This is a genomic window from Spirillospora sp. CA-108201, assembly GCF_050936235.1.
In the GTDB taxonomy this organism is placed as follows: Bacteria; Actinomycetota; Actinomycetes; order Streptosporangiales; family Streptosporangiaceae; genus Spirillospora.
In genome coordinates, this window is the sequence record NZ_JBNJNE010000001.1 from 9,010,836 (window position 1) to 9,034,833 (window position 23,998).

The window sequence follows — 23,998 nt, forward strand, 5'->3', positions numbered from 1 at the left end:
CGTCTCCCGGGCATGGACACCACAACGACGCTTGAGAAGCTGAGGAAGCAGCGCACCGTCCTGCTGACGAGCTACCGCAGGGACGGGACGCCGGTCGGGACCCCCGTGAACGTCGTCGTACGCGGGGACCGCGCCTACTTCCGCACCTACGACAAGGCGTTCAAGACCAGGCGGCTTGCGCGCAACCCGGAGGTGGAGCTCGCTCCGAGCACCTTCCGGGGCAGGGTCCTCGGGCCGGAGACGCACGGCCGCGTCCGCCTGCTCACCGAGGAGGAGGCGCGGCCGATCCGCCGGCTGCTCGCCCGCAAGCACCCGTTCCTGCAAGGGTTCGCGGTGCCGCTGGCCCACCGGCTGAAGGGCTACCGGACGCTGCACTACGAGCTCACGCTCGACGGGGGCTGACCGCGCGGTGCGGGCACGGGCCCGCGGCGAGGCCCTTTCCCCCGTCGGCGGGGACGAGGTCCATCCGCAGCCGCCCGCAGGCGCAGCGCGTCCAGGTGACGACGCCGTCGCTGGTGAGATGCCGGGACACGAGAGTGGTCGGTTCGCTCATGACAGCAGTCTGCGGCCGGTGGAACGTTCTCGTCCATTTCAGATTCGCGCAGGGGATCGTGCAAGATGTTCGCATGATCGAGTTGCGCCGGCTGCACATGCTGAGGCTCGTCCACCAGTACGGGACCGTCACGTCCGCGGCGGAGGCCATGCACCTGACGCCGTCGGCGGTCTCCCACCATCTGCGCGAGCTGGCGCGGGAGTTGAAGGTGCCGCTGCTGGAGCCGCAGGGCCGCAAGGTGCGGCTGACCCCGGCGGCGCACCTGCTGGTCGGGCACGCCGACGGCCTCCTCGCCCGGTGGGAGGAGGCCCTGGCCGACCTGGAGTCGCACCGCGCCGGGACGGCGGGGCCGCTGCGCATGTGCGGGTTCCCCACGGCGGTCGCCGGGCTCGTCGCGCCCGCCGCCGGCGCCCTGCTGCGCGCGGACCCGGCCCTGGCGGTCGAGGTCCGCGAGTGCGACACCGAGGAGGCCGTCGGGCTGCTCGCGGCGGGCGAGACCGACATCGCGGTGATCGAGCCGACCCCCGCCGCGCCGCCGCCGGGCGACCCGCGCTTCGACCGCGAGCCGCTGCTGGAGGAGGCGCTCGACCTCATCGTCCCGGTCGGGCATCCGCTGGCGCTGCGCGAGGGCGTCCGGCTGGAGGACGCCTCGGGCGAGTCGTGGATCAGCGTCCAGCCCGAGAGCTGCGGCCACCACCAGCAGGTCATGGCCTACTGCGCCGCCGCCGGGTTCACGCCGCGGATCGCGCACCACACCACCACGTGGCCGGTGATCTGGGCCCTGGTCGCCAACGGCCTCGGGGTCTCGCTCGTGCCGCGGCTGGCCGACGGGCCGGCCGACCAGCCGGTCGTGCGGGTGCCGCTCGGCGGGGACGGCGTCCCGAAGCGGCGCGTGCTGACCTGCGTGCGGCGGGGCGGCCGCGGCCACCCGCTGGTCGCGCGCGGCCTGCGGGCGCTCCGCGAGGCCGTCCCCGACCGCTGCGTCCTGGCGGCGGCCGCCTGAGCGCCCGGGGTCAGGGGCCGGGGGCGTGGCGGCGGGCCCGGCGGATCCCGAACGCCAGCAGGACCGCGCGCAGGACCCAGACGGCCAGCGCGATCTGCAGGACGACGAGGAGCCCCGTGCCGGGGCCGGCCGTGAAGGCCAGCACCAGGAACGCCGCGAACAGGAGCGGGAACGCCGGGAAGAGCGGCCCGCCCCGGTGGCGGTGGGCCATGTGCCGGCGGTGCCGGTGATGGCGCTGCCAGGCGGGATGGCCCGGCCCGCCGAACATGACGGCCGCCCCCGGGTCCCAAGCGGACCCGAGCGGGGATTCCCACTGCGCTTTGCGCGGGGGCTCGGGCAGTCCGGTCGGGGACGGCAGGTCCCGGACGAGGGCGCGCAGGTCACCGCGCGTCTTGGCGGCGAGCACGGACTCCAGCCGCTCGTCGAGTTCGGCGCGGTCCAGCCTGCCCTCGGCGAAGTGGTCGTGCAGGGCGACCATGACGGCGTCGCGCTCGGCGTCGCCGATGCGGATCTCGTCAGGCGGGGCCATGATCACTCCTCGGTCTCGTCGGCCGTCGGCCCCGGGTCGTCCAGGTCGTCGGCCAGGATGCGGTACAGGCTGCGGCGGGCCTCCGACAGGACGTCCCGGGCCTGGGTCACCTGCTCGGGCGAGCCGGAATGGACGATCTGCATCACCGCGGCCCCCGTCTGCGCGGCCTGCTTGAACAGCTCCGGGACGCCCTCGCCGTAGTCGGGCGTCATCTCCGCCCACGGCTCGGCCAGCCGCTCGGCGTTCTCCTCCATGTAGGCGCGGCCCTCGGCGGTGAGGTGGAAGACGCGGCGGCCGCCGGACTCGTCGCCCGCGATCAGCCCCTCGTCCGCGAGCTGCTGCAGCGCCGGGTAGACCGCGCCGGGGCTCGGCTTCCAGGCTCCGTCGCTGCGCTCGTTGATCTCCTGGATGATCTGGTAGCCGTTGCGCGGCTCCTCGGCCAGCAGGACGAGGATCGCCGCCCGGACGTTGCCCTTGCGGGCCTTGGCGCCCCGGCCCCACGGACCGCCGCGCCCCCGCGCCCACGGCGGGCGCGGGCCGGGCCCGTGGCCGAACCCGCCGGCCGGGCCCCAGGGGCCCGGCCCGCCGCCGAACAGGGCGCCGAAGTTCGGGAAGTCGCCGCGACCCCAGGGTCCGCGGCCGTGCGTGTGCCCCATGTTCTGCACCACCTTCTGAGAGCTCTCTCTGACCTCTCGCGATACGACAACGATATATCGAAGACGTACGGATCGGCCAGAGGGTTCCCGATTCCGGATCCGGGACGCGACCGGAGTGCCGCAATAAACCGGGCATCGTCTCCGAAACCGGCCATCGCCGTCTGATCGCCCGCGTCTGTGGGTACCACCGAGGGCGAGGGGACATGGGCACACAGGAAGCGGTCACCGCGCAGGACGCGGTCTTCACCCCGGCAGCGACGGGGACCAGGCTCCGCGCCAGGAACGAGCTCGCGCTCGGCCTGGCGCTGTTCGTGCTCTACTCGCTGGTGGCGATGCTGCCCGAGCAGGCGAGGGCGGCGGCGTCGCGCGGGCACGGGGAGTCCCTGTACGCGCTGGAGCGGGCCCTGCGCCTCGACGTGGAGCCCGCCCTCAACGGCTGGCTGGCGGCCCAGCCGGTCCTGCGGGTCCTGGCCAACTACGAGTACGCCGTCACCTACGTCGCCAGCGCGCTCGCCCTGCTGGTCTGGCTGTTCCTGCGCCATCCCGAGCGGTACCGCACGGCCCGCAACGCCTTCGTCATGCTCAACCTCGCCGGCCTGGCGTGCTTCGCGCTGTACCCCGTCATGCCGCCCAGGCTGATGCCCGCCGACCTCGGCTTCGTCGACACCGTCACCAACGGCCGCACCTGGGGCTCGTGGGGGTCCCCGCTGGTGAAGCACGCCGACGAGTTCGCCGCCGTCCCGTCCCTCCACATGGCGTGGACCCTGTGGGTCGGCGTCGAACTGGCGCGCGTGAAGGCCAAGCGGTGGGTGCAGGGGGTGAACACCGCGCACATCCTGGTCACCCTCTACGTCATCCTGGCGACGGCCAACCACTACCTGCTGGACGCCGTGGCGGCCATCCCGTTCGTCGTCGTGCCGGTCTACCTCGCCGAGCGGATCGCGAGGCCGCACGCGGCGCGCGTCCAGGGGCCGGACGCGTTCTTCCTCGCGGTGGAGACGCCCGAGGCCCCGCAGCATCCCGGCGGCGTCATCATGCTCGACACCTCGGGGGCGGACGTCGGCCGCGCCGACCTCGTCCGGGTGATCGAGGAGCGTCTCGACGGGCTTCCCCGCTTCCGGCAGCGGCTCGTCCGCCGGGGCCGCTGGCGCCGCCCCGTCTGGCGCGACCTGGACCGGGTCGACTGGGAGTGGCACGTCACCGAGAAGCGGGTCGACGGGATGGCGGGGCTGCGCGCGGAGGTGGCCCGGCTCCAGTCCGAGGCCCTGCCGCTGGACCGGCCGCCCTGGCGGATGGTCGTGCTGAAGGGCGCCGAGCCCGGCCGCACGGCGGTCGTCTACCTGATGCACCACGTGGTCGCCGACGGCGTCGGCATCGTGGCGCAGGCCGTGTACCTGATGCAGCCGCCGCCCGAGCCGGTCGCCGCGCCTCCCCGCGCGCCGCTGCGCAAGGCCGTCGCCACCGTGGTCGGGCTCGGCCAGCTCGCCACCGCGGTCGGCAGGCCGGAGCCCCTGCCCGCCGCCGGGACCCGCGAGCGCCGGTTCGGCACCATGGTCCTGCCGCTCGGAACCGTCCGGGACGTGGCCCGGCGCCACGGCGCCCGCGTCACCGACGTCGTGCTGTGCGCGGTCGCGGGCGCCCTGAACCGCGGCGTCAGCGAGGAGGACGGCCGGCCCGGCACGTGCCGCGTCGCGGTCCCGCTGATGATGAGGCCGCCCGGCAGCGCGATGGTGGGCAACCACACCACCGCCGTGATGGTGGACCTGCCGATCGGGAAGATGGCCGAGACCGACCGGCTCGCCCTGATCGCCGAGCGCGGCCGGGTGCTGCGGTCCGGGACGCGGGCGCAGGCGGCGTGGTTCGTGATGTGGCAGGCGGGACGCCTGATGCCGCCCCCGCTGCACGCCCGCTTCGCGCGCATGTCCTACAGCGGGCGGTTCCTCCAGGGCACCGTGTCCAGCCTTCCGGGGCCCGACCGGCCGCTGCGGCTGTGCGGCGCCCCGCTCACCGCCGTCTACCCGATCGTCCCGCTCGCCCCCGGAACGCCCCTGGCGATCGCCGGGCTCGGCGTCCACCGCGACCTGTGCTTCGGCCTCTCCCTCGACCCCGGTCTGGCGGACGACGCCGACGCGCTGATGGAGGCCGTCCACGACGTCTTCGAGGAGCTGCGGAAAGGGCTGGAGTGATCGGACGTCCCGCGGCCGGACGCCCCGCGGTCAGATGCTCCGCATCGCGCGCAGCGACTCCTTGAGCGAGCCCATCGTCGCGAACACGGCGGTGGGCTCGTAGCCGCAGTGCGCCATGCAGTTCGCGCAGCGCTCGTCGCGTCCCCGCCCGTAGGCGTCCCAGTCGGTGGTGTCGAGGAGCTCCTGGTAGGTCGCGGTGTAGCCGTCGTCCATCAGGTAGCAGGGCCGCTGCCAGCCCTTCAGCGAGTACGACGGGATGGCCCACGCCGTGCACGGGAAGTCGACCTTCCCCTCCAGGAAGTCCAGGAACAGCGGCGAGTGGTTGAACCGCCACCGCGCGCGGCGCCCGTCGGCGAACGTCTTGCGGAACAGGGCGCGGGTCTCCTGCACGCCGAGGAAGTGGTCCTGGTCGGGCGCCTTCTCGTAGGCGTACGCCGGCGAGATCATCATCTGGTCGACGCGGAGCTCGTCGTTGAGGTAGTCGAGCACGTCGATGACGGTCTGCGGGGTGTCGGTGTTGAACACCGTCGTGTTCGTCGTGACCCGGAACCCCCGCTCCCGGCACATCCTGATCGCCTCCACCGCCTGGTCGAACACCCCCTCCTTGCAGACGGACGCGTCGTGCCGCTCGCGCAGCCCGTCGACGTGCACCGCCCAGGCGAAGTAGCGGGACGGCCGGAACAGGTCGATCTTCTTCGGGATCAGCGCGGCGTTCGTGCACAGGAACACGTACCGCTTCATCCGCACCAGCTCGGCGACCAGCTCGCCGATCCGCGGATGCATCAGCGGCTCGCCGCCCGCGATCGACACCATCGGCGCGCCGCACTCGCGGACCGCCGCGACCGCCTGCTCGACCGGCATCCGCTGCTTGAGCACGTCCGCCGGATGCTGGATCTTCCCGCAGCCCGCGCACGCCAGGTTGCACGCGAACAGCGGCTCCAGCTCCATGATCAGGGGATATCTCGTCCGCCCCGCCAGCTTGTTGCGCAGGACGTAACCGCCGACGCGCAGGCTCTGGCGCAGTGGCATGCCCATTTAGGAGGTCTCCTTCAGGTACCGGCCGAGCGCCGAGAGCGGGAACACGAGCCTGTACAGGTGGTAGTTGATGTAGAAGTCGCCGGGGAACCCGGTGCCGGTGAAGTGGTCCTCGTCCCACGTGCCGTCGGGGCGCTGGTGCTCGACGAGCCAGCGGACGCCGCGCTCGACGGCCGGTCCGCGCTCGCCGGCGGCCAGCAGCGCGAGCAGCGCCCACGCGGTCTGCGACGGTGTGGAGGCGCCGTGCCCGATCCACGTCCGGTCCCGGTAGGAGCGCAGGTCCTCGCCCCAGCCGCCGTCCTCGCGCTGGTGGCGCTCCAGCCAGGCGACCGCGTCGCGGATCACGGGCTTGCCCGGCCGGACGCCCGCCGCGATGAGGGCCGGCACGACGCTGCCCGTCCCGTACACGTGGTTGGCGCCCCACCGGCCGAACCAGGAGCCGTCCGGCTCCTGCGCCTTCAGCAGCCACACGACGGCCCGCTTGACCACCTGCGAGTCGGCCATGCCGCGGTGGGACATCGCCTCCACCACGTGCGCGGTGACGTCGGCGGACGGCGGGTCGATGACCTCGCCGAAGTCGCAGAACGGCAGCTTGCGGCACAGGGCGCGGGTGTTGTCGGCGTCGAACGCGCCGAACCCGCCGTCCCGGGACGCCATCCCCGCCATCCAGCGCACGCCCCGCTCGATCGCCGGCTCGGCCTGCGGGAGCCGGGCGCGGCCGAGCGCGAGGACCACCTCGGCGGTGTCGTCGGTGTCGGGGTAGCAGTCGTTGTCGAACTCGAACGCCCAGCCGCCCGGGGGCAGGTCGGGGCGCCGCACCGACCAGTCGCCGGGGCCCCTCACCTCCTCGCCGACCAGCCATTCGGCGGCCCGCTCCAGCGCGGGGTGCCCGGCGGGCACGCCCGCGTCCCCGAGGGCGTTCATCGCGAGGGCGGTGTCCCAGACGGGGGACTGGCACGCTTCGAGGCGCCGCCCCCGGTCGTCGCGGATCGTGAACCGCTCCAGCCCGTCCAGGCCCCGGCGGACGATCGGGTGGTCGAGGCCGTAGCCGAGCAGGTGCAGCGCGAGCAGCGAGTACACCCACGGCGGCTGGATCCCGCCCCACGACCCGTCCCGCTCCTGCCGCGCGACGATCCACTCGGCGGCGCGGCGCAGCGCGGCCCTGCGCACGCCCTTCGCCGGGTGCCGCTCGTACACGTGCAGCGCCGCGTCGAGCGCCCCGAACGCCGCGTCCCACCCGGACAGGCGCCGCCTGCGGGCCGGGGGGACGTCGTAGCCGGGGTACAGCTCGTCCAGCGCGAACGGCAGTGGCCGGACGGGGCGCAGCGCGGCCACCACCGTCAGCGGGACGACCGTCTGCCGCGCCCAGCACGCGAAGTCGTAGACGTTCAGCGGGCACCAGCGCGGCAGGAGCACCATCTCCGGCGGCAGCGCCGGCAGGTCCTCCCACGGCCAGCGGCCGAACATCGCCAGCCAGAACCGCGTGAAGACGCGGGTCGCCGGGACGCCGCCGCCACCGCGGACGAACGCGGCGGCGCGGACCATGTGGTCCGCGTCGGGCGGGTCCCCCGCGAGCCGCAGCGCGACGTAGGCCTCGACGGTCGTGGACAGGTCCGGCGGGCCGTCGTGGAAGTTCGCCCAGGTGCCGTCGGCGGCCTGCTGGGACCTGATCCAGCGCGCGGCCTCGCGTGTGTCGGCGTCGTCGCGGATGCCGAGGAACTCGCGCAGCAGCAGGTCCTCGGCGTCCATCGTCACGTTGGTCTGCAGCTCGCCCTTCCACCAGCCCTCCGGGGACTGGAGCAGGAGCAGGTGGTCGCGGGCGGCCTCCAGCGCCTCGGCGGCCGTCCTGATCCGGGCCGGCCCGCCGGCGGCGGGCGGCTCGGCGACGGCGGGGCCCGTCTCGTCGGCGGGACCCGTCTTGTCGGTGGGCGTCGTCTCGGTGGTGGGCTCGGTCGTCGTCATCAGTGGTCCCGGCAGGTGACGAAGTCGGCGATGTGCAGGAACTCGGCGCGGACGGGCTCGGGCAGCCGCGCGGTGAGCAGGTGCTCGGCGGCGCGCTGGATGCGGCTCTCGGCCTCCATCTCGGCCCAGGCGCGCCCGCCCGCCGCCTCCACCAGGCCGGCGGCCTCGGCGAGCTCCTCCCCGGCCGCGTCCTCCGCGGCCGGCGGGGTCCGCGCGTACAGCTCGGCCAGCCGCTCCGCCTCCGGCGTCCCGGAGTTCAGCGCGGCGACGACCGGCAGCGACATCTTGCGGGCCCGCAGGTCCGCCAGCGCGGGCTTGCCGGTGGTCGCGGGGTCGCCCCAGATGCCGAGCAGGTCGTCCACGAGCTGGAAGGCGATGCCGAGGTCCTCGCCGAACGCCTCCAGCGCGGCGCACAGCCGCTCCGGCGCGCCGTCCAGGACGGCCCCGATCGCGCAGGAGCACGCGAGGAGCGCGGCGGTCTTGCCGGACGCCATCGTGAGGCACTCCTCCACGCCGATCTGCCGGCGCGTCTCGAAGTCCATGTCGAGGGCCTGCCCGGCGACGAGGCGGCGGACGGCGGACGCGAGGGCGCGGGCCGCCCGCGCCGAGCCCTGGCCGGGCGCCTCCAGCAGGACCTCGCCGGCGAGGGCGAGCAGCGCGTCGCCCGCCAGGATCGCGGACGCGTCGCCGAACACGGTCCACGCCGCCGGGCGGTGCCTGCGCGTCCGGTCGCGGTCCATGATGTCGTCGTGCAGGAGCGAGAACGCGTGGGCCAGCTCGACGGCGACGGCGCCCGGCAGCCCGCTCTCCGGGGGCGCCAGGGCGGCCCGCGCGGACAGCAGCGCCAGCGCCGGGCGCAGCGCCTTGCCCGCGGGGGCCTTGCGGGGGTGGCCCTCCTCGTCGGTCCAGCCGAGGTGGTACGCCGCGACCCGGTAGGTGCGCGGGTCGAGCCGCCCGACCGCGGCGCGCAGCGCGCCGTCGACCAGCTCACGGACATCGGTCAGCGAAACGGGCACGGCCGTCATCGGTCCTTCACCTTCTCCAGGTGGCGGCGGACCAGGCGCGCGGCGGTGAGACCGCTGCGCACTGCTCCCTCCATGGTGTCCGGCCAGCCCGTGTCGGTCCACGCGCCTGCCAGGTACAGGCCCGGCGCGCGGGTCGCCGCGCCGGGGCGGGCCGCCGCGCTGCCGGGGCGCTGCCGGAACGTCGCGCGCCGCTCCCGCGTCACGAACACCTCCCGGACCTGCGCGTCCCACGCGGCGGGCAGCAGCCGCCGCAGCTCGGGGACGAACCGCGAGCGCAACTCGGCGGTCGGCATGTCGATCCACGGGTCGGCGGCCGAAAGCGACACCGCGAGGTACTGGCCGCGCCGCAGCCCGCTCACCGCCGTCCGGTCGAACACCCACTGGACGGGCGAGCCGACCGCGGCGGCGAACGGGGCGTCCATGACCCTGCGGTCGTAGACGACGTGGACGTTCACGATCGGGCTGGCGTCCAGCTCGGGCCAGCGCAGCGGGTCCGGCAGCGCCTCGGCGGGCAGCAGCCGCGCCGCCGCCTCGTGCGGCACCGCGATGACCACCGCGTCGGCGGCGATCGGCGCGCCGTCCACGACCACCTTCGGGTCGGCGGTGACGGCCTCCACCCTGGACTTCAGCCGGACGGTCCCGCCCATCTCCGCGATGCGCCGCAAGGCCGGGCCGCCGTGCAGCTCCTCCAGCGGGACGAGCGGCAGCCCGATGTCGGCCGCGTCGGCGCGTCCGAACAGCGCCCGCCGGCACACCATCGCCGACAGGCCGAGCGCGGCGTCGTCCACCTCGGCGTTCAGCGCGGACGTGAGGAACAGACCCCACAGCGCCTCCCGCGCCCACGGCCGCTGCCCGCGCTGCGCCAGCCACGCCCCGGCCGACACCTGGTCCAGCGCGGGGTCGGCGGGGTCCAGCCGCGCCAGCCCGGTCGCGGCGCGCATGGCCCTCACCCGGTCGGCGGCCGACAGAGGCGCGTACCGCGCCAGCGCGGGCAGCAGGTGCAGCGGGCTCGGCAGGCCCGCTCTGCGCAGCCGCGCCGGCGGCGCGCCCGCCCGCAGCACGGGGACGTCGAACCGGTCCTGGACGTCGACGAGGTGGTCGGCGCGGAGCCGGTGCAGCAGCCCCTGGTACGCCGTGCAGCACCGCAGGAAGACGTGCTGGCCGTTGTCGACGCTCATCTCGCCCCGCCCGAACGAGTGCGTGGCGCCGCCGAGCCACGGCCGGGACTCCAGCAGCGTGACCGGCACGCCCGACTCCTGGAGGGCGATCGCCGTGCTGATGCCCGCGAGCCCCCCGCCCACGACGACGACGCTCACCGCTCCACCCCCGACAGCGCGCGCGCCGCCACCACGGCCTTCTGCCAGGTCGGCAGCGACATCCGCGCGTCCAGTGCGATCTGGGGGCGCGCGGCGATGTTCTCCAGAAGCCGCCGGTAGATGCCGGCCATCGCCGCCGTGCACGCCGCGCTGCGCCGGTCCAGCAGCGGCAGCAGCCGCAGCCCCTCGGCGTACCAGGCCCGCGCCCGCTCCGCCTGGAAGCCGACCAGCTCGTTCAGCCGCCACGGCGGGTCGATGAACGCGCCCGACTCGTCCAGCTTCAGCGTGCAGCCGAACCGCGCGAGATCCTCGGCGGGGATGTAGGTCCGCCCGGCCGTCCGGTCCTCGCGCAGGTCGCGCAGGATGTTGGTGAGCTGCAGCGCGACGCCGAGCGAGTCGGCGAGGCCCTCGGCCCGCTGCCGGCCGTCCGACCCGAACACCCCGAGCGACAGGCGCCCGACCGAGCCCGCGACCCGCTGGCAGTAGCGCAGCAGGTCGTCGAAGGTCTCGTAGTCGGCGCCGCGCACGTCGTCCTCGCAGCCGTCGATCAGCTCCTCGAACGCCTCCAGGGGGATCGGGAACCGGCCCGCCGCGTCGGCCAGCGCGGTCAGCACCGGATGCCCCTCCAGGGCCCGGACGTCGACCCGCCGCCGCAGCACCTCCTGCACGGTCGTCAGCCGCTGCCGGGACCGGTCCAGCAGGTCGAGCCGGACGCAGGCCGGCTCGGGGCCGTCGCCGATGTCGTCGATGCCGCGCGCGAACGCGTAGACCGCGCTCATCGCCCGCCGCTTCGGGGCCGGCATCAGCCGGATCCCGTAGGAGAAGTTGCGGGCCTCCTCGCGGACCACCCGCTCGCAGTGCCGGTACGCCTCGACGACCCGCTCGGAACGCTCGCACGTCTCCGAAACCGTCATCGCCCCCTCCTTCCAAGAGCGCGCGCCCACCCGGCCGGCAGCGTGGCCCGCCGTGGACGCAGCGCATGGGCGAGCACGTCGTACCGCCCGTGTTCCAGAGCCGACAGGGTGGCGCGCCCCCCGGCCACGTAGCCCGCGACGGCGATGCGCGCCCAGCCGGTCAGGTCCGCCAGCAGCGGCGCGGCGCCCGCGTCCAGCAGTTCGCGGGCGCGGCCGGCCTCCAGCGCCAGGACGCCGCGCAGGCGGGTCGGCGTCACCGGGCGCCCGAGGTCGTCCTCGGCGCAGCCGAACCGCCGCAGGTCCTCGCCGGGCAGGTAGATCCGGCCGGCGCGGTAGTCCTGCCCGGCGTCCTGGCAGTGCTCGATGATCTGCAGCGCCGTGCAGACGTCGTCGGACGCGGCCGCGAGGCGCGGCGTGTGCGCGTGGAACAGGCGCAGGACGATCCGTCCCACCGGCGCGGCGGACAGCGCGCAGTACTCCTTCAGCTCGGTGAACGTCTCGTACCGGTGGACGGCCTGGTCCTGCCGGTTCGCCCGCACGAGGTCGCGGAACGGCTCCTCGGGGATCCGGTGCGCGTGCACCGTTCCCGCGAGCCTGCGCAGCTGCGGCAGGGCGGGCGTCCGTCCGGCGAACACGCGGTCCAGGTCGTCGTCCACCAGGCCGAGCAGCTTGAGCCGCTGCTCCGGCGGGGCCTCGTCGCCGATGTCGTCGACGAGCCGCGCGAAGCCGTAGACGGCCCGCAGGGCGGCGCGGTGCCGGGCGGGCAGGACCCGCGCCGCCACCGGGAAGTTCTCCCGGGAGGCGAGCCGGTCCAGCGCGCGATCGTGCTCCTCGGCGCTCCAGGGCGGTTCAATGATCACCTAGAGGAGATCGACCGGTCCGGCACGAGAGAAACTCTGGCCAAGGTATGGACTTATCTAAACGGGCCGTGTCCGGGGCTGAACCGTTCCAGGGATCGCGGCGTCGCGGGGGCCGCTCGGTAGCCTCGGGGCATGCCGACCCATGAGCGCGAGATCACCGAGCCCGTCGACCTGTGCACGCCGGACGGGCGGCTGGCTCCGCGCGCGGTCGGCTGGACGCGGCGCCCGCTGCACCGCGCGAACCTGCGCGGCTGGGGCAGGGCCAAGCGCTGGGAGTACTGGGGCATCGTCACGCCCCGGCACATCGTCGGGCTGGTCGCCTCGTCGCTCGACTACGCCGCGGTCCACGGCGTCTACGTGCTGGACCGCGAGACGGGCGAGGAGATCTCCCGGGACGGCGTGGTCCCCTTCGCGCGCGGCGCGGTGTTCCCCGACCGCAGCGGATCCGGGGAGGCGTCGGTGCGCGGGGCGGGCTTCGCGGTCGGCGTCCGCCAGGGCCCGTCCGGCTCGCGGGTGCGGGCGCTGGTCCCCGGGCTGGTGGACCTGGACGTCCGGGTCCCGCTGCCGGACGGCCACGAGTCGCTCGGCGTGGTGGTCCCCTGGAGCGCCCGGCGGTTCCAGTACACGGTCAAGGACGTGGGGCGTCCCGTGCACGGGCGGCTGCGCCTCCCGTCCGGCGACCATGAGATCGGCGACGGCGCCTTCGCCGTCCTCGACCACGGGCGCGGCAAGTGGCCGTACCGGATGACGTGGAACTGGGCGGCGGCGAGCGGCCCCGGCCTGGCCCTGCAGCTCGGCGGCAAGTGGACCGACGGCACCGGCATGACCGAGAACGCGCTGTTCGTCGGCGGCCGGCTGCACAAGATCGGCGATGAGCTCGACTGGTCCTACGACCGGTCCGACTGGCTGCGCCCCTGGACGATCCGCGGTCCGCGCGTCGAGGCCGAGTTCCGCCCCTTCCACGAGAAGGTCGCGCGCACGGAGCTCGGCGTCGTCGGCACCGAGACGCACCAGTGCTTCGGCCGCTTCAGCGGCCGCGCCCAGGCCGACGACGGCGCCTGGCACGACTTCGCGGACCTCACCGGCTGGGCGGAGGAGTCCCGCCAGCGCTGGTGACCCGCGGCATGCCGGAAGACGACCGAGGGGCGTCCCCGCCGTCGGGCCGGGAGCAAGTAGCTTGATGTCGAGATAAAATGAAGATAGCTTGACGTCGAGAGAAAAGCGGTGGAAGTTAGGCGGCCCTGATTGCCGGTCAGGAGTCCGACTAAGGCAGGATCAAGGGAGACGAAGCTCCCGTCCCGCCGCGCGCCGTCCCGCGTCGGCCCCGGGGACGGGCCTTATTGAAGATCAACCCAGCGCCGCGCGCTCATGTCCCGGACCGGACGCGCGGTGGCGACGGAGGAGGAGTCCGTGTCCGCGAACAGCTTCGGCAGTCTCGACAAGCTGCAGGTCGGCGACAGGTCGTACGACATCTACCGCCTGGACGCCGTCGAGGGCTCGGCCCGTCTCCCGTACAGCCTCAAGGTGCTGCTGGAGAACCTGCTGCGCACCGAGGACGGTGCCAACGTCACCGCCGACCACATCCGCGCGCTCGCGCAGTGGGACGCCAAGGCCAAGCCGAGCAAGGAGATCCAGTTCACCCCCGCCCGGGTGATCATGCAGGACTTCACCGGCGTGCCGTGCGTGGTGGACCTCGCCACGATGCGCGAGGCGGTGCGCGACCTCGGCGGCGACCCGACCAGGATCAACCCGCTGGCCCCGGCCGAGATGGTGATCGACCACTCGGTGATCGTCGACTACTTCGGCTCGCCGGACGCCTTCGAGCGCAACGTGCAGCGCGAGTACGAGCGCAACAAGGAGCGCTACCAGTTCCTGCGCTGGGGGCAGACGGCGTTCGACGAGTTCAAGGTCGTCCCGCCCGGGACCGGCATCGTCCACCAGGTGAACATCGAGCACCTGGCCCGCGTCGTGTTCGACCGCGGCGGCGTCGCCTACCCCGACACCTGCGTCGGCACCGACTCGCACACGACGATGGAGAACGGCATCGGCGTGCTCGGCTGGGGCGTCGGCGGCATCGAGGCGGAGGCCGCGATGCTCGGCCAGCCGATCTCGATGCTCATCCCGCGCGTCGTCGGCTTCAAGCTGACCGGCGAGATGCCCGCCGGGACGACCGCGACCGACCTCGTCCTCACCATCACCGAGATGCTGCGCGAGCACGGCGTCGTCGGCAAGTTCGTGGAGTTCTACGGCGAGGGCGTGCACGCGCTGCCGCTGGCGAACCGCGCCACGATCGGCAACATGAGCCCCGAGTTCGGCTCCACCTGCGCGATCTTCCCGATCGACGACGAGACGCTGAAGTACCTGCGGCTCACCGGCCGGGACGAGGAGCAGATCGCGCTCGTCGAGGCCTACGCCAAGGCGCAGGGCCTGTGGCTCGACCCGTCGGTGGAGCCGGAGTTCTCCGAGTACATGGAGCTGGACCTCGCGACGGTCGTGCCGTCGCTGGCCGGCCCGAAGCGCCCGCAGGACCGCATCTCCCTGGCCGAGGCCAAGCAGACCTGGCGGCGGGACGTGCAGAACTACGTCGAGAGCATCCAGGGCGCGGCCGACGAGGCGTCCAACGAGTCGTTCCCGGCCTCGGACTCTCCGGCGATCAGCCACGACTCCGACGGCGACAAGCCCCGGCAGCACGGCTCCAACGGGGCCAGGCGCCCGCACAACCTCGTCCCGGTCACCCTGGACGACGGGACGTCGTTCGAACTCGACCACGGGCACGTCGCCGTCGCGGCCATCACCTCCTGCACCAACACCTCCAACCCGTACGTGATGATCGGCGCGGCGCTGCTGGCCAAGAACGCGGTGGAGAAGGGCCTGACCCGCAGGCCGTGGGTGAAGACCTCCCTCGCGCCCGGCTCCCAGGTCGTCACCGACTACCTGGAGCGCGCCGGCCTCACCCCGTACCTGGACAAGATCGGCTTCAACCTGGTCGGGTACGGCTGCACCACCTGCATCGGCAACACCGGCCCGCTGCAGCCGGAGATCTCCAAGGCGGTCAACGACAACGACCTCGCGGTCACCGCGGTGCTGTCCGGCAACCGCAACTTCGAGGGCCGCATCAGCCCCGACGTGAAGATGAACTACCTGGCCTCGCCGCCGCTGGTCATCGCCTACGCGCTCGCGGGCACGATGGACATCGACATCCTGAACGACCCGATCGCCGAGGGCGCCGACGGCCCGGTCCGCCTGGCCGACATCTGGCCCGCGCCGGAGGACGTCGCCGCGATCGTCGAGTCGTCCATCGGGCAGGAGATGTTCACCGAGAGCTACGCCGACGTCTTCAAGGGCGACGACCGCTGGCGGGGCCTCGACATCCCGACCGGCGACCTGTTCGAGTGGGACGCCGCGTCCACCTACGTCCGCAAGGCCCCGTACTTCGACGGCATGGGCGCCGAGCCGGCGCCGGTCGCCGACGTCCACGGCGCCCGCGTCCTGGCCAAGCTGGGCGACTCGGTCACCACCGACCACATCTCCCCGGCCGGGTCCATCAAGGCCGGCACGCCCGCCGCGCAGTACCTGGAGGGCAACGGCGTCGCGGTCAAGGACTTCAACTCCTACGGCTCGCGCCGCGGCAACCACGAGGTCATGATCCGCGGGACGTTCGCCAACATCCGGCTGCGCAACCAGCTCCTGGACGGCGTCGAGGGCGGCTACACCCGCGACTTCACCCAGCAGGACTCGCCGCAGGCGTTCATCTACGACGCCGCGCAGAACTACGCGGCGCAGGGTACCCCGCTCGTGGTCATCGCGGGCAAGGAGTACGGCTCCGGCTCCTCGCGCGACTGGGCGGCCAAGGGCACCGCGCTGCTCGGCGTCCGCGCCGTCATCGCCCAGTCCTACGAGCGCATCCACCGCTCGAACCTGATCGGCCTCGGCGTCCTGCCGCTGCAGTTCAGGGACGGGGAGTCGGCCGAGTCGCTCGGGCTCACCGGCACCGAGACGTTCGACATCACCGGCGTCACCGCGCTCAACGAGGGCGGGATCCCGGAGGAGGTCACCGTCAAGGCCGGGGACAAGGAGTTCGGCGCCGTCGTCCGCATCGACACCCCCGGCGAGGCGGACTACTACCGCAACGGCGGCATCCTCCAGTACGTCCTGCGGAACCTGCTCCGCAAGTAACCCGCACGCCGAAACGGGCCGCCTCCCTCACCCGGGAGGCGGCCCGTTCTCGTGCGGTCAGCGGCCGGTGGGCAGGGGCAGGCCGCCGGGCACGAGCGCACCGTGTCGGTCCTGCGGCACGCGACGGCCGAGGCCCAGCGCGACCCCCACGCGCGCGAGCACATGCGCGCCTTCGTCGCCGCTCGCCCGCTCGCCCGCAGCCCAGGCCGGGGGTCAGCGCTCGACGGCCAGCCGGACGCCGAAGCCGATGAACGCCAGCCCTGTGACCTGCTGGAGGCGGCGCTTCACGGCGGGACGGGTGAGGGCGCGGCGGGCGGCGCCGGCGGCGGCGACGATGACGGCCAGCCACAGCAGGCCCTCGGCGGCGTGGATGGCGGCGAAGAGCATGCTGGTCCAGAAGACCGAGGCGCCGTCTGGGACGAACTGGGGGAGCAGGCTCATGTAGAAGACGCCGACCTTGGGGTTGAGCAGGTTCGTCGTCAGCCCGGCGCGGAAGGCGGAGCGGCCGGACGCCGGAGCCGGCGGACGCTCGCCGGAGGCGCCGGGTTCGGGGCGCCGCGCCGTCCAGAGGGCCCGGAGGCCGAGCCACAGCAGGTAGCAGGCGCCCGCGAGGCGCACCGCGTCGAACGCGAGACGGGACGCCGCCAGCATCGCGGTCAACCCGATCGCGCTCATCAGGGCCCAGCACAGCAGGCCGGTCACCACCCCCGACGACGACAGCAGGCCCGTGCGGCGCCCCCCGGCCACCGTGTTGCGCACGACGAGCATCGTGTCCACGCCGGGCGTGATGGTGAGCAGAGCGGCTATGGCCGCGAAAGCGAGACATGCGGCTGGCATGGGGTAATGATCCCTGAAATCCGCATCAGGAACCAACCATGAGAAAGCTGGACATAGCCATGCACAAGATCGGTGAACTGGACGTGTTCCCGCTCTGCCTGGGCGGCAACGTCTTCGGCTGGACCGCGGACCGGGAGCGCTCGTTCGAGATCCTGGACGCCTACGCCGGGGCGGGCGGCGACTTCCTCGACACCGCCGACTCCTACTCGGCGTGGGTGGAGGGCAACCGCGGCGGCGAGTCCGAGTCGATCATCGGGGAGTGGGCGGAGGCGCGCGGCAACCGCGACAACCTCGTGATCGCGACCAAGGGCGGCCGCCACCCCGCCCACCAGGGCCTCTCCGCGGCGACGATGAGGGCGGCCGTGGACGACTCGCTGCGGCGGCTGCGCACCGACCGCATCGACCTGTACTTCACCCACTTCGACGACCCGTCGGTGCCCGTCGAGGAGATCATGACGACGCTCGACGGGCTGGTCGCCGCCGGCAAGATCCGGCAGATCGGGGTGTCGAACATCGAGCTCGACCGGCTCCAGGCCTCGCTGGAGTTCAGCGAGCGCGAGGGGACGGCCCGCTACACAGCCATCCAGCCCGAGTACAACCTCGTCTCCCGCGGCTCCTACGAGGGACCGCGCCGCGACCTGGCCGAGAAGCACGGGCTGGCCGCCGTCCCGTACTACGGCCTCGCGTCCGGCTTCCTCACCGGCAAGTACCGTCCGGGGTCCACGGTGGACAGCGCGCGCGCCGGGGGCGCTGCGCGGCACCTGGAGACCGAACGCGGGCGCGCCGTCCTGGCCGCGCTCGACATCGTCGCCGAGGAGCAGGACGCCCCGGTCGCGACCGTCGCCCTCGCCTGGCTCGCCGCCCAGCCGACCGTCGCCGCGCCCATCGCGAGCGCCCGGACCCTGGAACAGCTCCCGCCGCTCGTGGAGGCCGCCCGCACCACCCTGACCGCCGCCCAACTCGACCGCCTGACCGAAGCCTCCATCTGACCGCGGGGTAGGCTCCCTCGGCGTGCCACCTGTCGATTTCGTTCTGATCGGGGGCCTGGCGGCGCTGGCCGGCGCGATCGTGCAGGGCAGCGTCGGCCTCGGCGTGGGGCTGGTCGCGACTCCGGTCGTGACGATGCTGTACCCGTCCCTGATGCCGGGCGCGATCCTCGTCATCGCGCTCGTCCTGCCCTTCGCGACGCTCGCCCAGGAGTTGCGGCACGCCGACCTGCGCGGGCTCGGCTGGGCGTTCGCCGGACGCCTCGCCGGCACGCCGGCCGGCGTCTGGCTGGTGGCGACCGCCCCGGACCGCGTCCTCGGCATCGTGATCGGCGTGGTCGTCCTCGCCGCGCTGGCCCTGACCACCTGGACCGCGAACCTGCCGCGCAACCGCCGCACGCTCGCCACCGCCGGCGTCATCTCCGGCACGACCGGCACCGCGTCCGGCATCGGCGGCCCGCCGATCGCGCTGCTCTACCAGCGCGAGAGCGGCCCCCGCGTCCGCGCGACGCTCGCGGTGTTCTTCATCGCCGGCGCCCTCCTGTCGCTCCTCACCCTCGCCGCCGCCGGACGCCTCCCGGCCCGGCAGGTCGTCGCGGGGGCGGAACTGGTGCCGTTCGTGTTCGCCGGTTTTCTCGCCGCCGGCCCGCTCCGCCGCTACCTGGACGCCGGACGCCTGCGCGTCGCCCTCCTCGCCGTCGTCGGGACGTCCGCCGCGGTGCTCATCGTCCGCAGCCTGATCTGATGCGCCCCGCCAAGGCCGACCTGGAGGCCGCCCGCGACCGCGTCATCCCCGACGTCCTCAGAACTCCGTGAGGACCTGCGGGTCGAACCGGACTGTGATGGTGGTGTCCGCCTCGACCTTCGCCTCGACGAGGTTCCCCGCGCCCACCGTCTGGACCTGACGGTAGGTACCGGCTGCGGCGTCCAAACCGAAGATCTGGATGCTGGGACCGGGGGCGAACTCGGCAAGCCAGTACTGAGGAATGCCGAGGGCCGCGTACTCCTTGAGCTTGCGCACGCGGTCGGTGCGTTCGCTGCCGCTGCCCGGGGACACGACCTCGACGACGAGCAGGACCTCGATGCCGGGAATCACGATCGGGTTGCGGTCAATGATCGAGGCGCGGGCCACGCTCTTCGGCACCACGAACACGTCGGGCTTGCGAATGCCCGCCGGCGTGCTGATCTCCCATTCGCCTCCACCGGCGATGAAGACCGAGGCGCTGGCGTCTGCCGCCGCGTCTTGAAGGGCTTCCTGCATCTGCCTGGCGGCCCAGTTGTGAGGTGCGCTCGGGGACAACTCGATCAGCCACCCGTCTTCGAGTTCAAGGCCGCGGCCTTCGTCCTCTCGGGCGTGCAGGTCCTCCGCCGTGTACGGGCCGAACCCGCCATGATCGTGCGCGACGCTCACGTTTCCGCTCCCGCTGGTGGCGTACCGAATCCATGCAGGGACAACGGTACCCCGCCCGACTGTCGTGACCTAGAGTAGTCGTTCCTTTGCAGTCTGTTGGCCTTGTCCGCGATGGCGTACGGCATCTTCGGCGCGACCGGTGCCGCGTCCGTAACCTGATCTGATGCGCCCCACCAAGGCCGACCTGGAGGCCGCCCGCGACCGCGTCATCCCCGACGTCCTCCCCGAGGGGCCCGGGACGCTCGGCGTCCTGTTCTGCGGCATCAACCCGGGCCTGTACTCGGGGGCGACCGGCCGCCACTTCGCGCGCCCCGGCAACCGCTTCTGGCCCGCGCTGCACCTGTCCGGCTTCACCGACCGCCGGCTGGAGCCGTCCGAGCAGGACCTCCTGCCCGGCTACGGCCTCGGCATCACCAACCTGGCGCCGCGCACGACCGCCCGCGCCGACGAGCTGACCGGCGCCGAACTCCGCGAGGGCGGGCGCCGCCTGGCCGCCCTGGTCGAACGCCACCGTCCGGCCTACCTGGCCGTCGCCGGCGTCACCGCCTACCGCACGGCCTTCGGCCGCCCCAAGACACGGATCGGCCCGCAGGACGAGCACTTCGGCCCCGCCCGCCTGTGGGTCCTCCCCAACCCGAGCGGCCTCAACGCGAGCTGGCCCCTCGACCGCATCGCCGCCGAGTTCACCCGCCTCCGCGAAGCCGCCGAAGCCCTCAGAACTCCCTGAGAGGGCGGCCTTCCGCGCTCAGTTGGCGTTGTTGAGGGCGGCGGTGGCGAACATCGTCTCGACCTCTTTGAGGAGGGTGGGGGTGGGCTGCCACAGGTCGGTGCGGCCCAGGGCGACGATGGGGCGGGGGAGGGCGCGGATGCCGGACAGGCCCCAGTGGTGGGAGGCGGAGTCGGCCCAGGGGCCGCAGTCGCAGGCGGCGCCGCGGACGGCGGCGGAGCAGACCTCGTCGAGTTCGGCGACCGCGATGACGGCGCCGATGGTGGCGAGCGGGTCGCGGGGGTCCCAGCCGGCCGCCTGGATCAGCGGGGAGTCGCACGCCTTCAGGTCGACGCGCATCGAGGCGTGGATGAGGAGCGGACCGCGGTAGGCGGTCGGGAAGCTCTGGTTCGACACGCTCTTGCCACCACGCGCGATCGCGAACGCCCAGGGCTGCTGAACACTCATCGCCTGCACGCGGTCACCTCCGTTGTCCGCCGGTCCGTCCGCCCCCGGGATCGCCGGGACGCCCGGCGGTGGACGCCGGGTGTCGCGCGACGATGCCCGAGAGGCTAGGCGCATCCCGCAGGAATTGCCAACGTACGCGGCGAAATGGTCGTTGTCCGTCATGGGTTTTTCAGACCCATGAGGTGCTTGATCACCCATGTGACGTCTGAGGCCGATATGCGGTTGACGTACCCGTGGAAATCTCAGCCCTTCAGCGCGCCCGCCATGAGGCCGCGCATGAAGAACCGCCCGAGGAGCAGGTAGACCAGCAGCGTCGGCAGGGACGCGAGGAGCGCCTCGGCCATCTGCTGGTTGTACTGGACGGCCACGGCCCCCGAACCGGCCGTGTTGTTCAGCATCACCGTGACCGGCCAGCTGTCGGGGGCGCCGAGGAACACCGCGAACAGGAAGTCGTTCCACATCGAGGTGAACTGCCAGATCAGCGTCACCGCGAAAGCCGGCGCCGACACGGGCAGGACGACCGACCAGTAGGTGCGGAGCATCCCGGCGCCGTCGACGCGGGCCGCCTCGACCAGCTCGTCCGGGATCGTCACGTAGTAGTTCCGGAAGATCAGCGTGCAGATCGGGATGCCGTACACGACGTGCGCGAGGACGAGGCCGCGGATCGTGCCCACCAGTTCCATGTCGGTGAGCAGGCCCGCCAGCGGGATCATCACCGCCTGGTACGGGATGAACATGCCGAACAGGAGCAGCGTGAAGACCACGTCCGCGCCCGGGAACCGCCACTTGGACAGCACGTAGCCGTTCAGCGAGCCGAGCACCGCCGAGATCAGGGACCCCGAGACGGCGATCTTGACGCTGTTCTCCAGGCCGGGCCGCAGCGCGTCCCACGCCGAGCTCCAGCCGGACATGCTCCACTGGCCCGGCAGGTTCCACGCGGTGCTCGGGTCCGCCTCGTCCAGCGGCTTGAAGCTCGTGACCACCAGCACGTACACCGGGATCAGGAAGAGCAGGACGAACGCCAGCAGGACGACGAGCTTCACCGCCTGCCAGGCGCCGGACGTCCTGCCCGGCTCCGCCGCTCCGCCGCCGCGCAGCCCGCCCGCCAGCCGGCGCCACGCCGGCGCCGGGGATGCCTCTGCGCGCGTCATCGCGTCCGCTCCGAACGTACCGACCAGACCAGATAGGGGATCACCAGGACGGCCACCGCGACCAGCAGGTAGGTGGCGATCGTGGCGCCGTTCGCCGGGTCGTGCCGGTCGAAGATCTCGACGTAGGCGGCCACGGCCGGCACGTAGGTGATGATCTGCTTGCCCGCGATCGCCATGATCAGGTCGAACACCTTCAGCGAGATGTGCCCGAGGATGATCAGCGCGGACAGCGTCACCGGGCGGAGCTGGGGGAACACCACGTACCGGTACACCTTCCACTCGGACGCGCCGTCCACCCGCGCCGCCTCCCGCAGCTCCCCGGGGACGCCGCGGAACCCGGCGAGGTACAGCGCCATGACGTACCCGGACATCTGCCAGATCGCGGGCAGCGCCATGGCGGCCATGCCCCAGTCCGGGTTCTGCCACCAGCCGTTCGCCAGCGCGCCGAGGTGCAGCTTGTCGAACAGCTGGTTGAAGCCGACCGCGCGTTCCGGCGGCGCCGGGTTCATCAGCCAGCGCCACACGACGCCGCTGGCGATGAACGACACCGCCATGGGGAACAGGTAGACGACGCGGAAGGACGCCTCGCCCCTGATGCCCTTGTCCATCAGGAACGCCAGGAACGCGCCGAGCACCAGGGCGCCGACGACGAACACCGCCGTGAACAGCAGCGCGTGCTTCACCGCGCCGGGCCAGCTGGGCTGGTCCCACAGGTCGACGAAGTTCCTGCCCTTGTCGAAGCCGTACTCGGTGACCTCGTCGTGCTTGCCGCTCACCGCGACCCGCGTGTTCCAGAAGATGAGCCCGTAGACGAACAAGCCGATCGCGACGATGGACGGCGAGACCAGCAGCAGCCCGGGCAGCCACCTGCGGCTACGGGCCCATCTGGAACCGGAGGACCTCACTGGCCGCTGTTCTTGGCCGCGCTCACCAGCCCCTGCTGAAGCTTGCCGACGTCCTTGTTCTGCAGGAAGAGGCCGACCGCGGTGTCGATGTCGGTGTGCTGCTTCTTGCTGGCGTTGACGCCGTGCCAGAACGAGCCCGCCAGCTTGACGCCGGGCTTGTTCCACTGCTCGAACGCGTACTGGAGGTAGCCCTTGTAGAGGCTCTTGTCGGCGTCCTTACGGGCGGGGACGGACCCCTTCTTCGGGTTGAACAGGTCCTGCCCCTCCTTGCTGGACACCTCCTTCAGCCATGCGAGGGCGCCGCCGCGGTGGGGTGCGCCCTTGGGCAGAGTGAAGCTGTCCGACAGCCACATGTAGGTGCCGTCGGTGCCGGGGGAGGGCGCGTACTTGAAGTCGGTGTCGAGCTTCTTGCCGAGCCCGTTGGGCGCGCTGCCGGTGAAGTACCCGTACGCCCAGTCGCCCATGATGTTGAACGCGGCCTTGCCGTCCACGACGGCCTTCGCGGCGCCCTGCCAGTCGGTGGACGCGGCCTCCAGCGTCGTGTACTTCATGATCTCGGCGTAGTCGGTCAGCGCCTTGGTGACGGCCGGGCTGCTCCAGTCGGCGCCCGGCTTCCACAGCGCGTTGTAGGCGTCGGTGCCGAGATCGCCCAGCAGGACGTTCTCCAGCAGGTGGTCGGCCGTCCACTGCGCGCCGAGCGACAGCGGGACCTTCTTCGTCTTGTCCTTGACGGCCTTCAGCGCGGTGATGAAGCCGGCGATCGTCGCGGGTGGCCCGGAGATCCCGGCGTCCTTGAGGATGCCCGGGTTGTACCAGAGCATGTTCGACCGGTGGATGTTCACCGGCACCGAGTAGATCTTCCCCTTGTAGCTGATCTGGTCGAGCAGCTGCTGGGGGTAGGCCGACTTCAGGTTGTTCTCGTCGTAGAAGGAGTCCAGCGGCTCGATCTGCCCGGCCTTGATGTAGTCGAGCAGCTCGGCGCCGGCGTGGCCCTGGAAGGAGTCCGGCGGCTTGCGGTTCTGCAGCCGGCTCGCCAGCACGGCCTGGGCCTGGGTGCCCGACCCGCCGGCGATGGCCGCGTTGACGAACTTGGTGCCGGCGTTCTTCTTCTCGAAGTCGGCCTGCATCGCGGCAAGGCCGTCCGCTTCGCCCGGACCGGTCCACCAGGAGAAGACCTCGACCTGGGATGTGTCGTTGGAACCCTTGTCGTCGCTGCCGCCGCAGGCCGACACGCCGAGGGCGGCCGTCATCGTCACGGCCGCGACCGCCGTCCAGCGGCGCCGGGGAGCACGTACTCGCATCGTCCGTCCCTTCGGTTG

23 protein-coding genes are annotated in these 23,998 nt (G+C 72.9%); 8 read left to right on the forward strand and 15 right to left on the reverse strand.

All coding sequences use genetic code 11. The features are described from left to right. Positions 1–12: 12 nt before the first annotated feature. On the forward strand, positions 13–402 hold the full coding sequence (locus tag ACQEU6_RS43120; protein WP_499339582.1) for a PPOX class F420-dependent oxidoreductase: 390 nt from the start codon (positions 13–15) through the stop codon (positions 400–402). Here ACQEU6_RS43120 and ACQEU6_RS43125 read toward each other — a convergent pair. Next, on the reverse strand, positions 383–553 hold the full coding sequence (locus ACQEU6_RS43125) for a hypothetical protein (RefSeq protein WP_499339583.1): 171 nt from the start codon (positions 551–553) through the stop codon (positions 383–385). The genes ACQEU6_RS43120 and ACQEU6_RS43125 overlap by 20 nt on opposite strands. A 73-nt stretch (positions 554–626) precedes the next feature. Here ACQEU6_RS43125 and ACQEU6_RS43130 point away from each other — a divergent pair, with 73 nt between their 5' ends. Beyond that, positions 627–1,556: a LysR family transcriptional regulator gene (locus ACQEU6_RS43130; protein ID WP_396080655.1), complete on the forward strand. Its 930-nt coding sequence runs from the start codon at positions 627–629 to the stop codon at positions 1,554–1,556. 10 nt (positions 1,557–1,566) lie between these two features. Here ACQEU6_RS43130 and ACQEU6_RS43135 read toward each other — a convergent pair whose 3' ends face one another. Beyond that, positions 1,567–2,085 (reverse strand): DUF1707 SHOCT-like domain-containing protein, encoded by a 519-nt coding sequence (locus ACQEU6_RS43135; RefSeq protein WP_499339584.1) that lies wholly within the window; start codon positions 2,083–2,085, stop codon positions 1,567–1,569. A 2-nt stretch (positions 2,086–2,087) separates the two neighbouring features. Next, on the reverse strand, positions 2,088–2,741 hold the full coding sequence (locus tag ACQEU6_RS43140; protein ID WP_499339585.1) for a PadR family transcriptional regulator: 654 nt from the start codon (positions 2,739–2,741) through the stop codon (positions 2,088–2,090). Between the two features lie 203 nt (positions 2,742–2,944). On the opposite strand from ACQEU6_RS43140, the gene ACQEU6_RS43145 reads away from it, so the two are divergent. Continuing rightward, a complete protein-coding gene (locus ACQEU6_RS43145) occupies positions 2,945–4,927 on the forward strand; it encodes a bifunctional phosphatase PAP2/O-acyltransferase family protein (RefSeq protein ID WP_499339586.1) in 1,983 nt (660 codons plus the stop codon). A 30-nt stretch (positions 4,928–4,957) separates the two neighbouring features. Here the strand turns inward: ACQEU6_RS43145 and hpnH are convergent, their stop codons facing one another. From hpnH to hpnC, 6 genes are read right to left on the reverse strand one after another with little or no spacing between them, the layout of a single operon-like run. Next, positions 4,958–5,962, reverse strand: a complete 1,005-nt coding sequence (gene hpnH, locus ACQEU6_RS43150; RefSeq protein ID WP_499339587.1) for an adenosyl-hopene transferase HpnH — start codon at positions 5,960–5,962, stop codon at positions 4,958–4,960. Then, entirely contained in the window at positions 5,963–7,924 is a 1,962-nt protein-coding gene (shc, locus tag ACQEU6_RS43155; RefSeq protein WP_499339588.1) for a squalene--hopene cyclase, read from the reverse strand. Further along, a complete protein-coding gene (locus tag ACQEU6_RS43160; protein WP_499339589.1) occupies positions 7,924–8,949 on the reverse strand; it encodes a polyprenyl synthetase family protein in 1,026 nt (341 codons plus the stop codon). The genes shc and ACQEU6_RS43160 overlap by 1 nt, the downstream gene beginning before the upstream one ends. Continuing rightward, positions 8,946–10,265 carry a hydroxysqualene dehydroxylase HpnE gene (gene hpnE, locus ACQEU6_RS43165; RefSeq protein WP_499339590.1) on the reverse strand — a complete coding sequence of 440 codons (1,320 nt, stop codon included), beginning with the start codon at positions 10,263–10,265 and terminating at the stop codon, positions 8,946–8,948. Before hpnE ends, ACQEU6_RS43160 begins: the two co-directional genes overlap by 4 nt. Beyond that, positions 10,262–11,179, reverse strand: a complete 918-nt coding sequence (locus ACQEU6_RS43170) for a phytoene/squalene synthase family protein (RefSeq protein WP_499339591.1) — start codon at positions 11,177–11,179, stop codon at positions 10,262–10,264. Before ACQEU6_RS43170 ends, hpnE begins: the two co-directional genes overlap by 4 nt. After that, a complete protein-coding gene (hpnC, locus tag ACQEU6_RS43175; RefSeq protein ID WP_499339592.1) occupies positions 11,176–12,039 on the reverse strand; it encodes a squalene synthase HpnC in 864 nt (287 codons plus the stop codon). Before hpnC ends, ACQEU6_RS43170 begins: the two co-directional genes overlap by 4 nt. 132 nt (positions 12,040–12,171) lie before the next feature. Here hpnC and ACQEU6_RS43180 point away from each other — a divergent pair, with 132 nt between their 5' ends. Then, a complete protein-coding gene (locus ACQEU6_RS43180) occupies positions 12,172–13,155 on the forward strand; it encodes a DUF2804 domain-containing protein (protein WP_499339593.1) in 984 nt (327 codons plus the stop codon). A gap of 294 nt (positions 13,156–13,449) precedes the next feature. Further along, entirely contained in the window at positions 13,450–16,215 is a 2,766-nt protein-coding gene (gene acnA / locus ACQEU6_RS43185) for an aconitate hydratase AcnA (protein ID WP_499339594.1), read from the forward strand. Between the two features lie 213 nt (positions 16,216–16,428). On the opposite strand, the gene ACQEU6_RS43190 is transcribed toward acnA, so the two are convergent. Continuing rightward, on the reverse strand, positions 16,429–17,052 hold the full coding sequence (locus tag ACQEU6_RS43190) for a LysE family translocator (RefSeq protein WP_499339595.1): 624 nt from the start codon (positions 17,050–17,052) through the stop codon (positions 16,429–16,431). 38 nt (positions 17,053–17,090) lie between these two features. Here ACQEU6_RS43190 and ACQEU6_RS43195 point away from each other — a divergent pair, with 38 nt between their 5' ends. Together ACQEU6_RS43195 and ACQEU6_RS43200 are read left to right on the forward strand one after the other, a co-directional pair. Next, positions 17,091–18,041, forward strand: coding sequence for an aldo/keto reductase (locus ACQEU6_RS43195; protein WP_499339596.1), 951 nt, complete (start codon positions 17,091–17,093; stop codon positions 18,039–18,041). Positions 18,042–18,063: 22 nt separating this feature from the next. Next, a complete protein-coding gene (locus ACQEU6_RS43200) occupies positions 18,064–18,783 on the forward strand; it encodes a sulfite exporter TauE/SafE family protein (protein WP_499339597.1) in 720 nt (239 codons plus the stop codon). A gap of 57 nt (positions 18,784–18,840) precedes the next feature. Here ACQEU6_RS43200 and ACQEU6_RS43205 read toward each other — a convergent pair whose 3' ends face one another. Beyond that, positions 18,841–19,449: a Uma2 family endonuclease gene (locus ACQEU6_RS43205; RefSeq protein ID WP_499339598.1), complete on the reverse strand. Its 609-nt coding sequence runs from the start codon at positions 19,447–19,449 to the stop codon at positions 18,841–18,843. Positions 19,450–19,612: 163 nt separating this feature from the next. Here ACQEU6_RS43205 and mug point away from each other — a divergent pair, with 163 nt between their 5' ends. Continuing rightward, the gene (gene mug / locus ACQEU6_RS43210) at positions 19,613–20,176 is read left to right on the forward strand and encodes a G/U mismatch-specific DNA glycosylase (protein WP_499339599.1); all 564 of its coding nucleotides are present in this window, start codon (positions 19,613–19,615) and stop codon (positions 20,174–20,176) included. An 18-nt stretch (positions 20,177–20,194) separates the two neighbouring features. Here the strand turns inward: mug and ACQEU6_RS43215 are convergent, their stop codons facing one another. From ACQEU6_RS43215 to ACQEU6_RS43230, 4 genes are all read right to left on the reverse strand, one after another. Beyond that, entirely contained in the window at positions 20,195–20,623 is a 429-nt protein-coding gene (locus ACQEU6_RS43215; protein WP_499339600.1) for an ASCH domain-containing protein, read from the reverse strand. A 242-nt stretch (positions 20,624–20,865) separates the two neighbouring features. After that, positions 20,866–21,774 (reverse strand): carbohydrate ABC transporter permease, encoded by a 909-nt coding sequence (locus ACQEU6_RS43220; RefSeq protein ID WP_499339601.1) that lies wholly within the window; start codon positions 21,772–21,774, stop codon positions 20,866–20,868. Continuing rightward, the gene (locus ACQEU6_RS43225; protein WP_499339602.1) at positions 21,771–22,679 is read right to left on the reverse strand and encodes a carbohydrate ABC transporter permease; all 909 of its coding nucleotides are present in this window, start codon (positions 22,677–22,679) and stop codon (positions 21,771–21,773) included. Before ACQEU6_RS43225 ends, ACQEU6_RS43220 begins: the two co-directional genes overlap by 4 nt. Next, positions 22,676–23,980, reverse strand: a complete 1,305-nt coding sequence (locus ACQEU6_RS43230) for an ABC transporter substrate-binding protein (protein ID WP_499339603.1) — start codon at positions 23,978–23,980, stop codon at positions 22,676–22,678. The genes ACQEU6_RS43225 and ACQEU6_RS43230 overlap by 4 nt, the downstream gene beginning before the upstream one ends. Positions 23,981–23,998 lie beyond the last annotated feature (18 nt).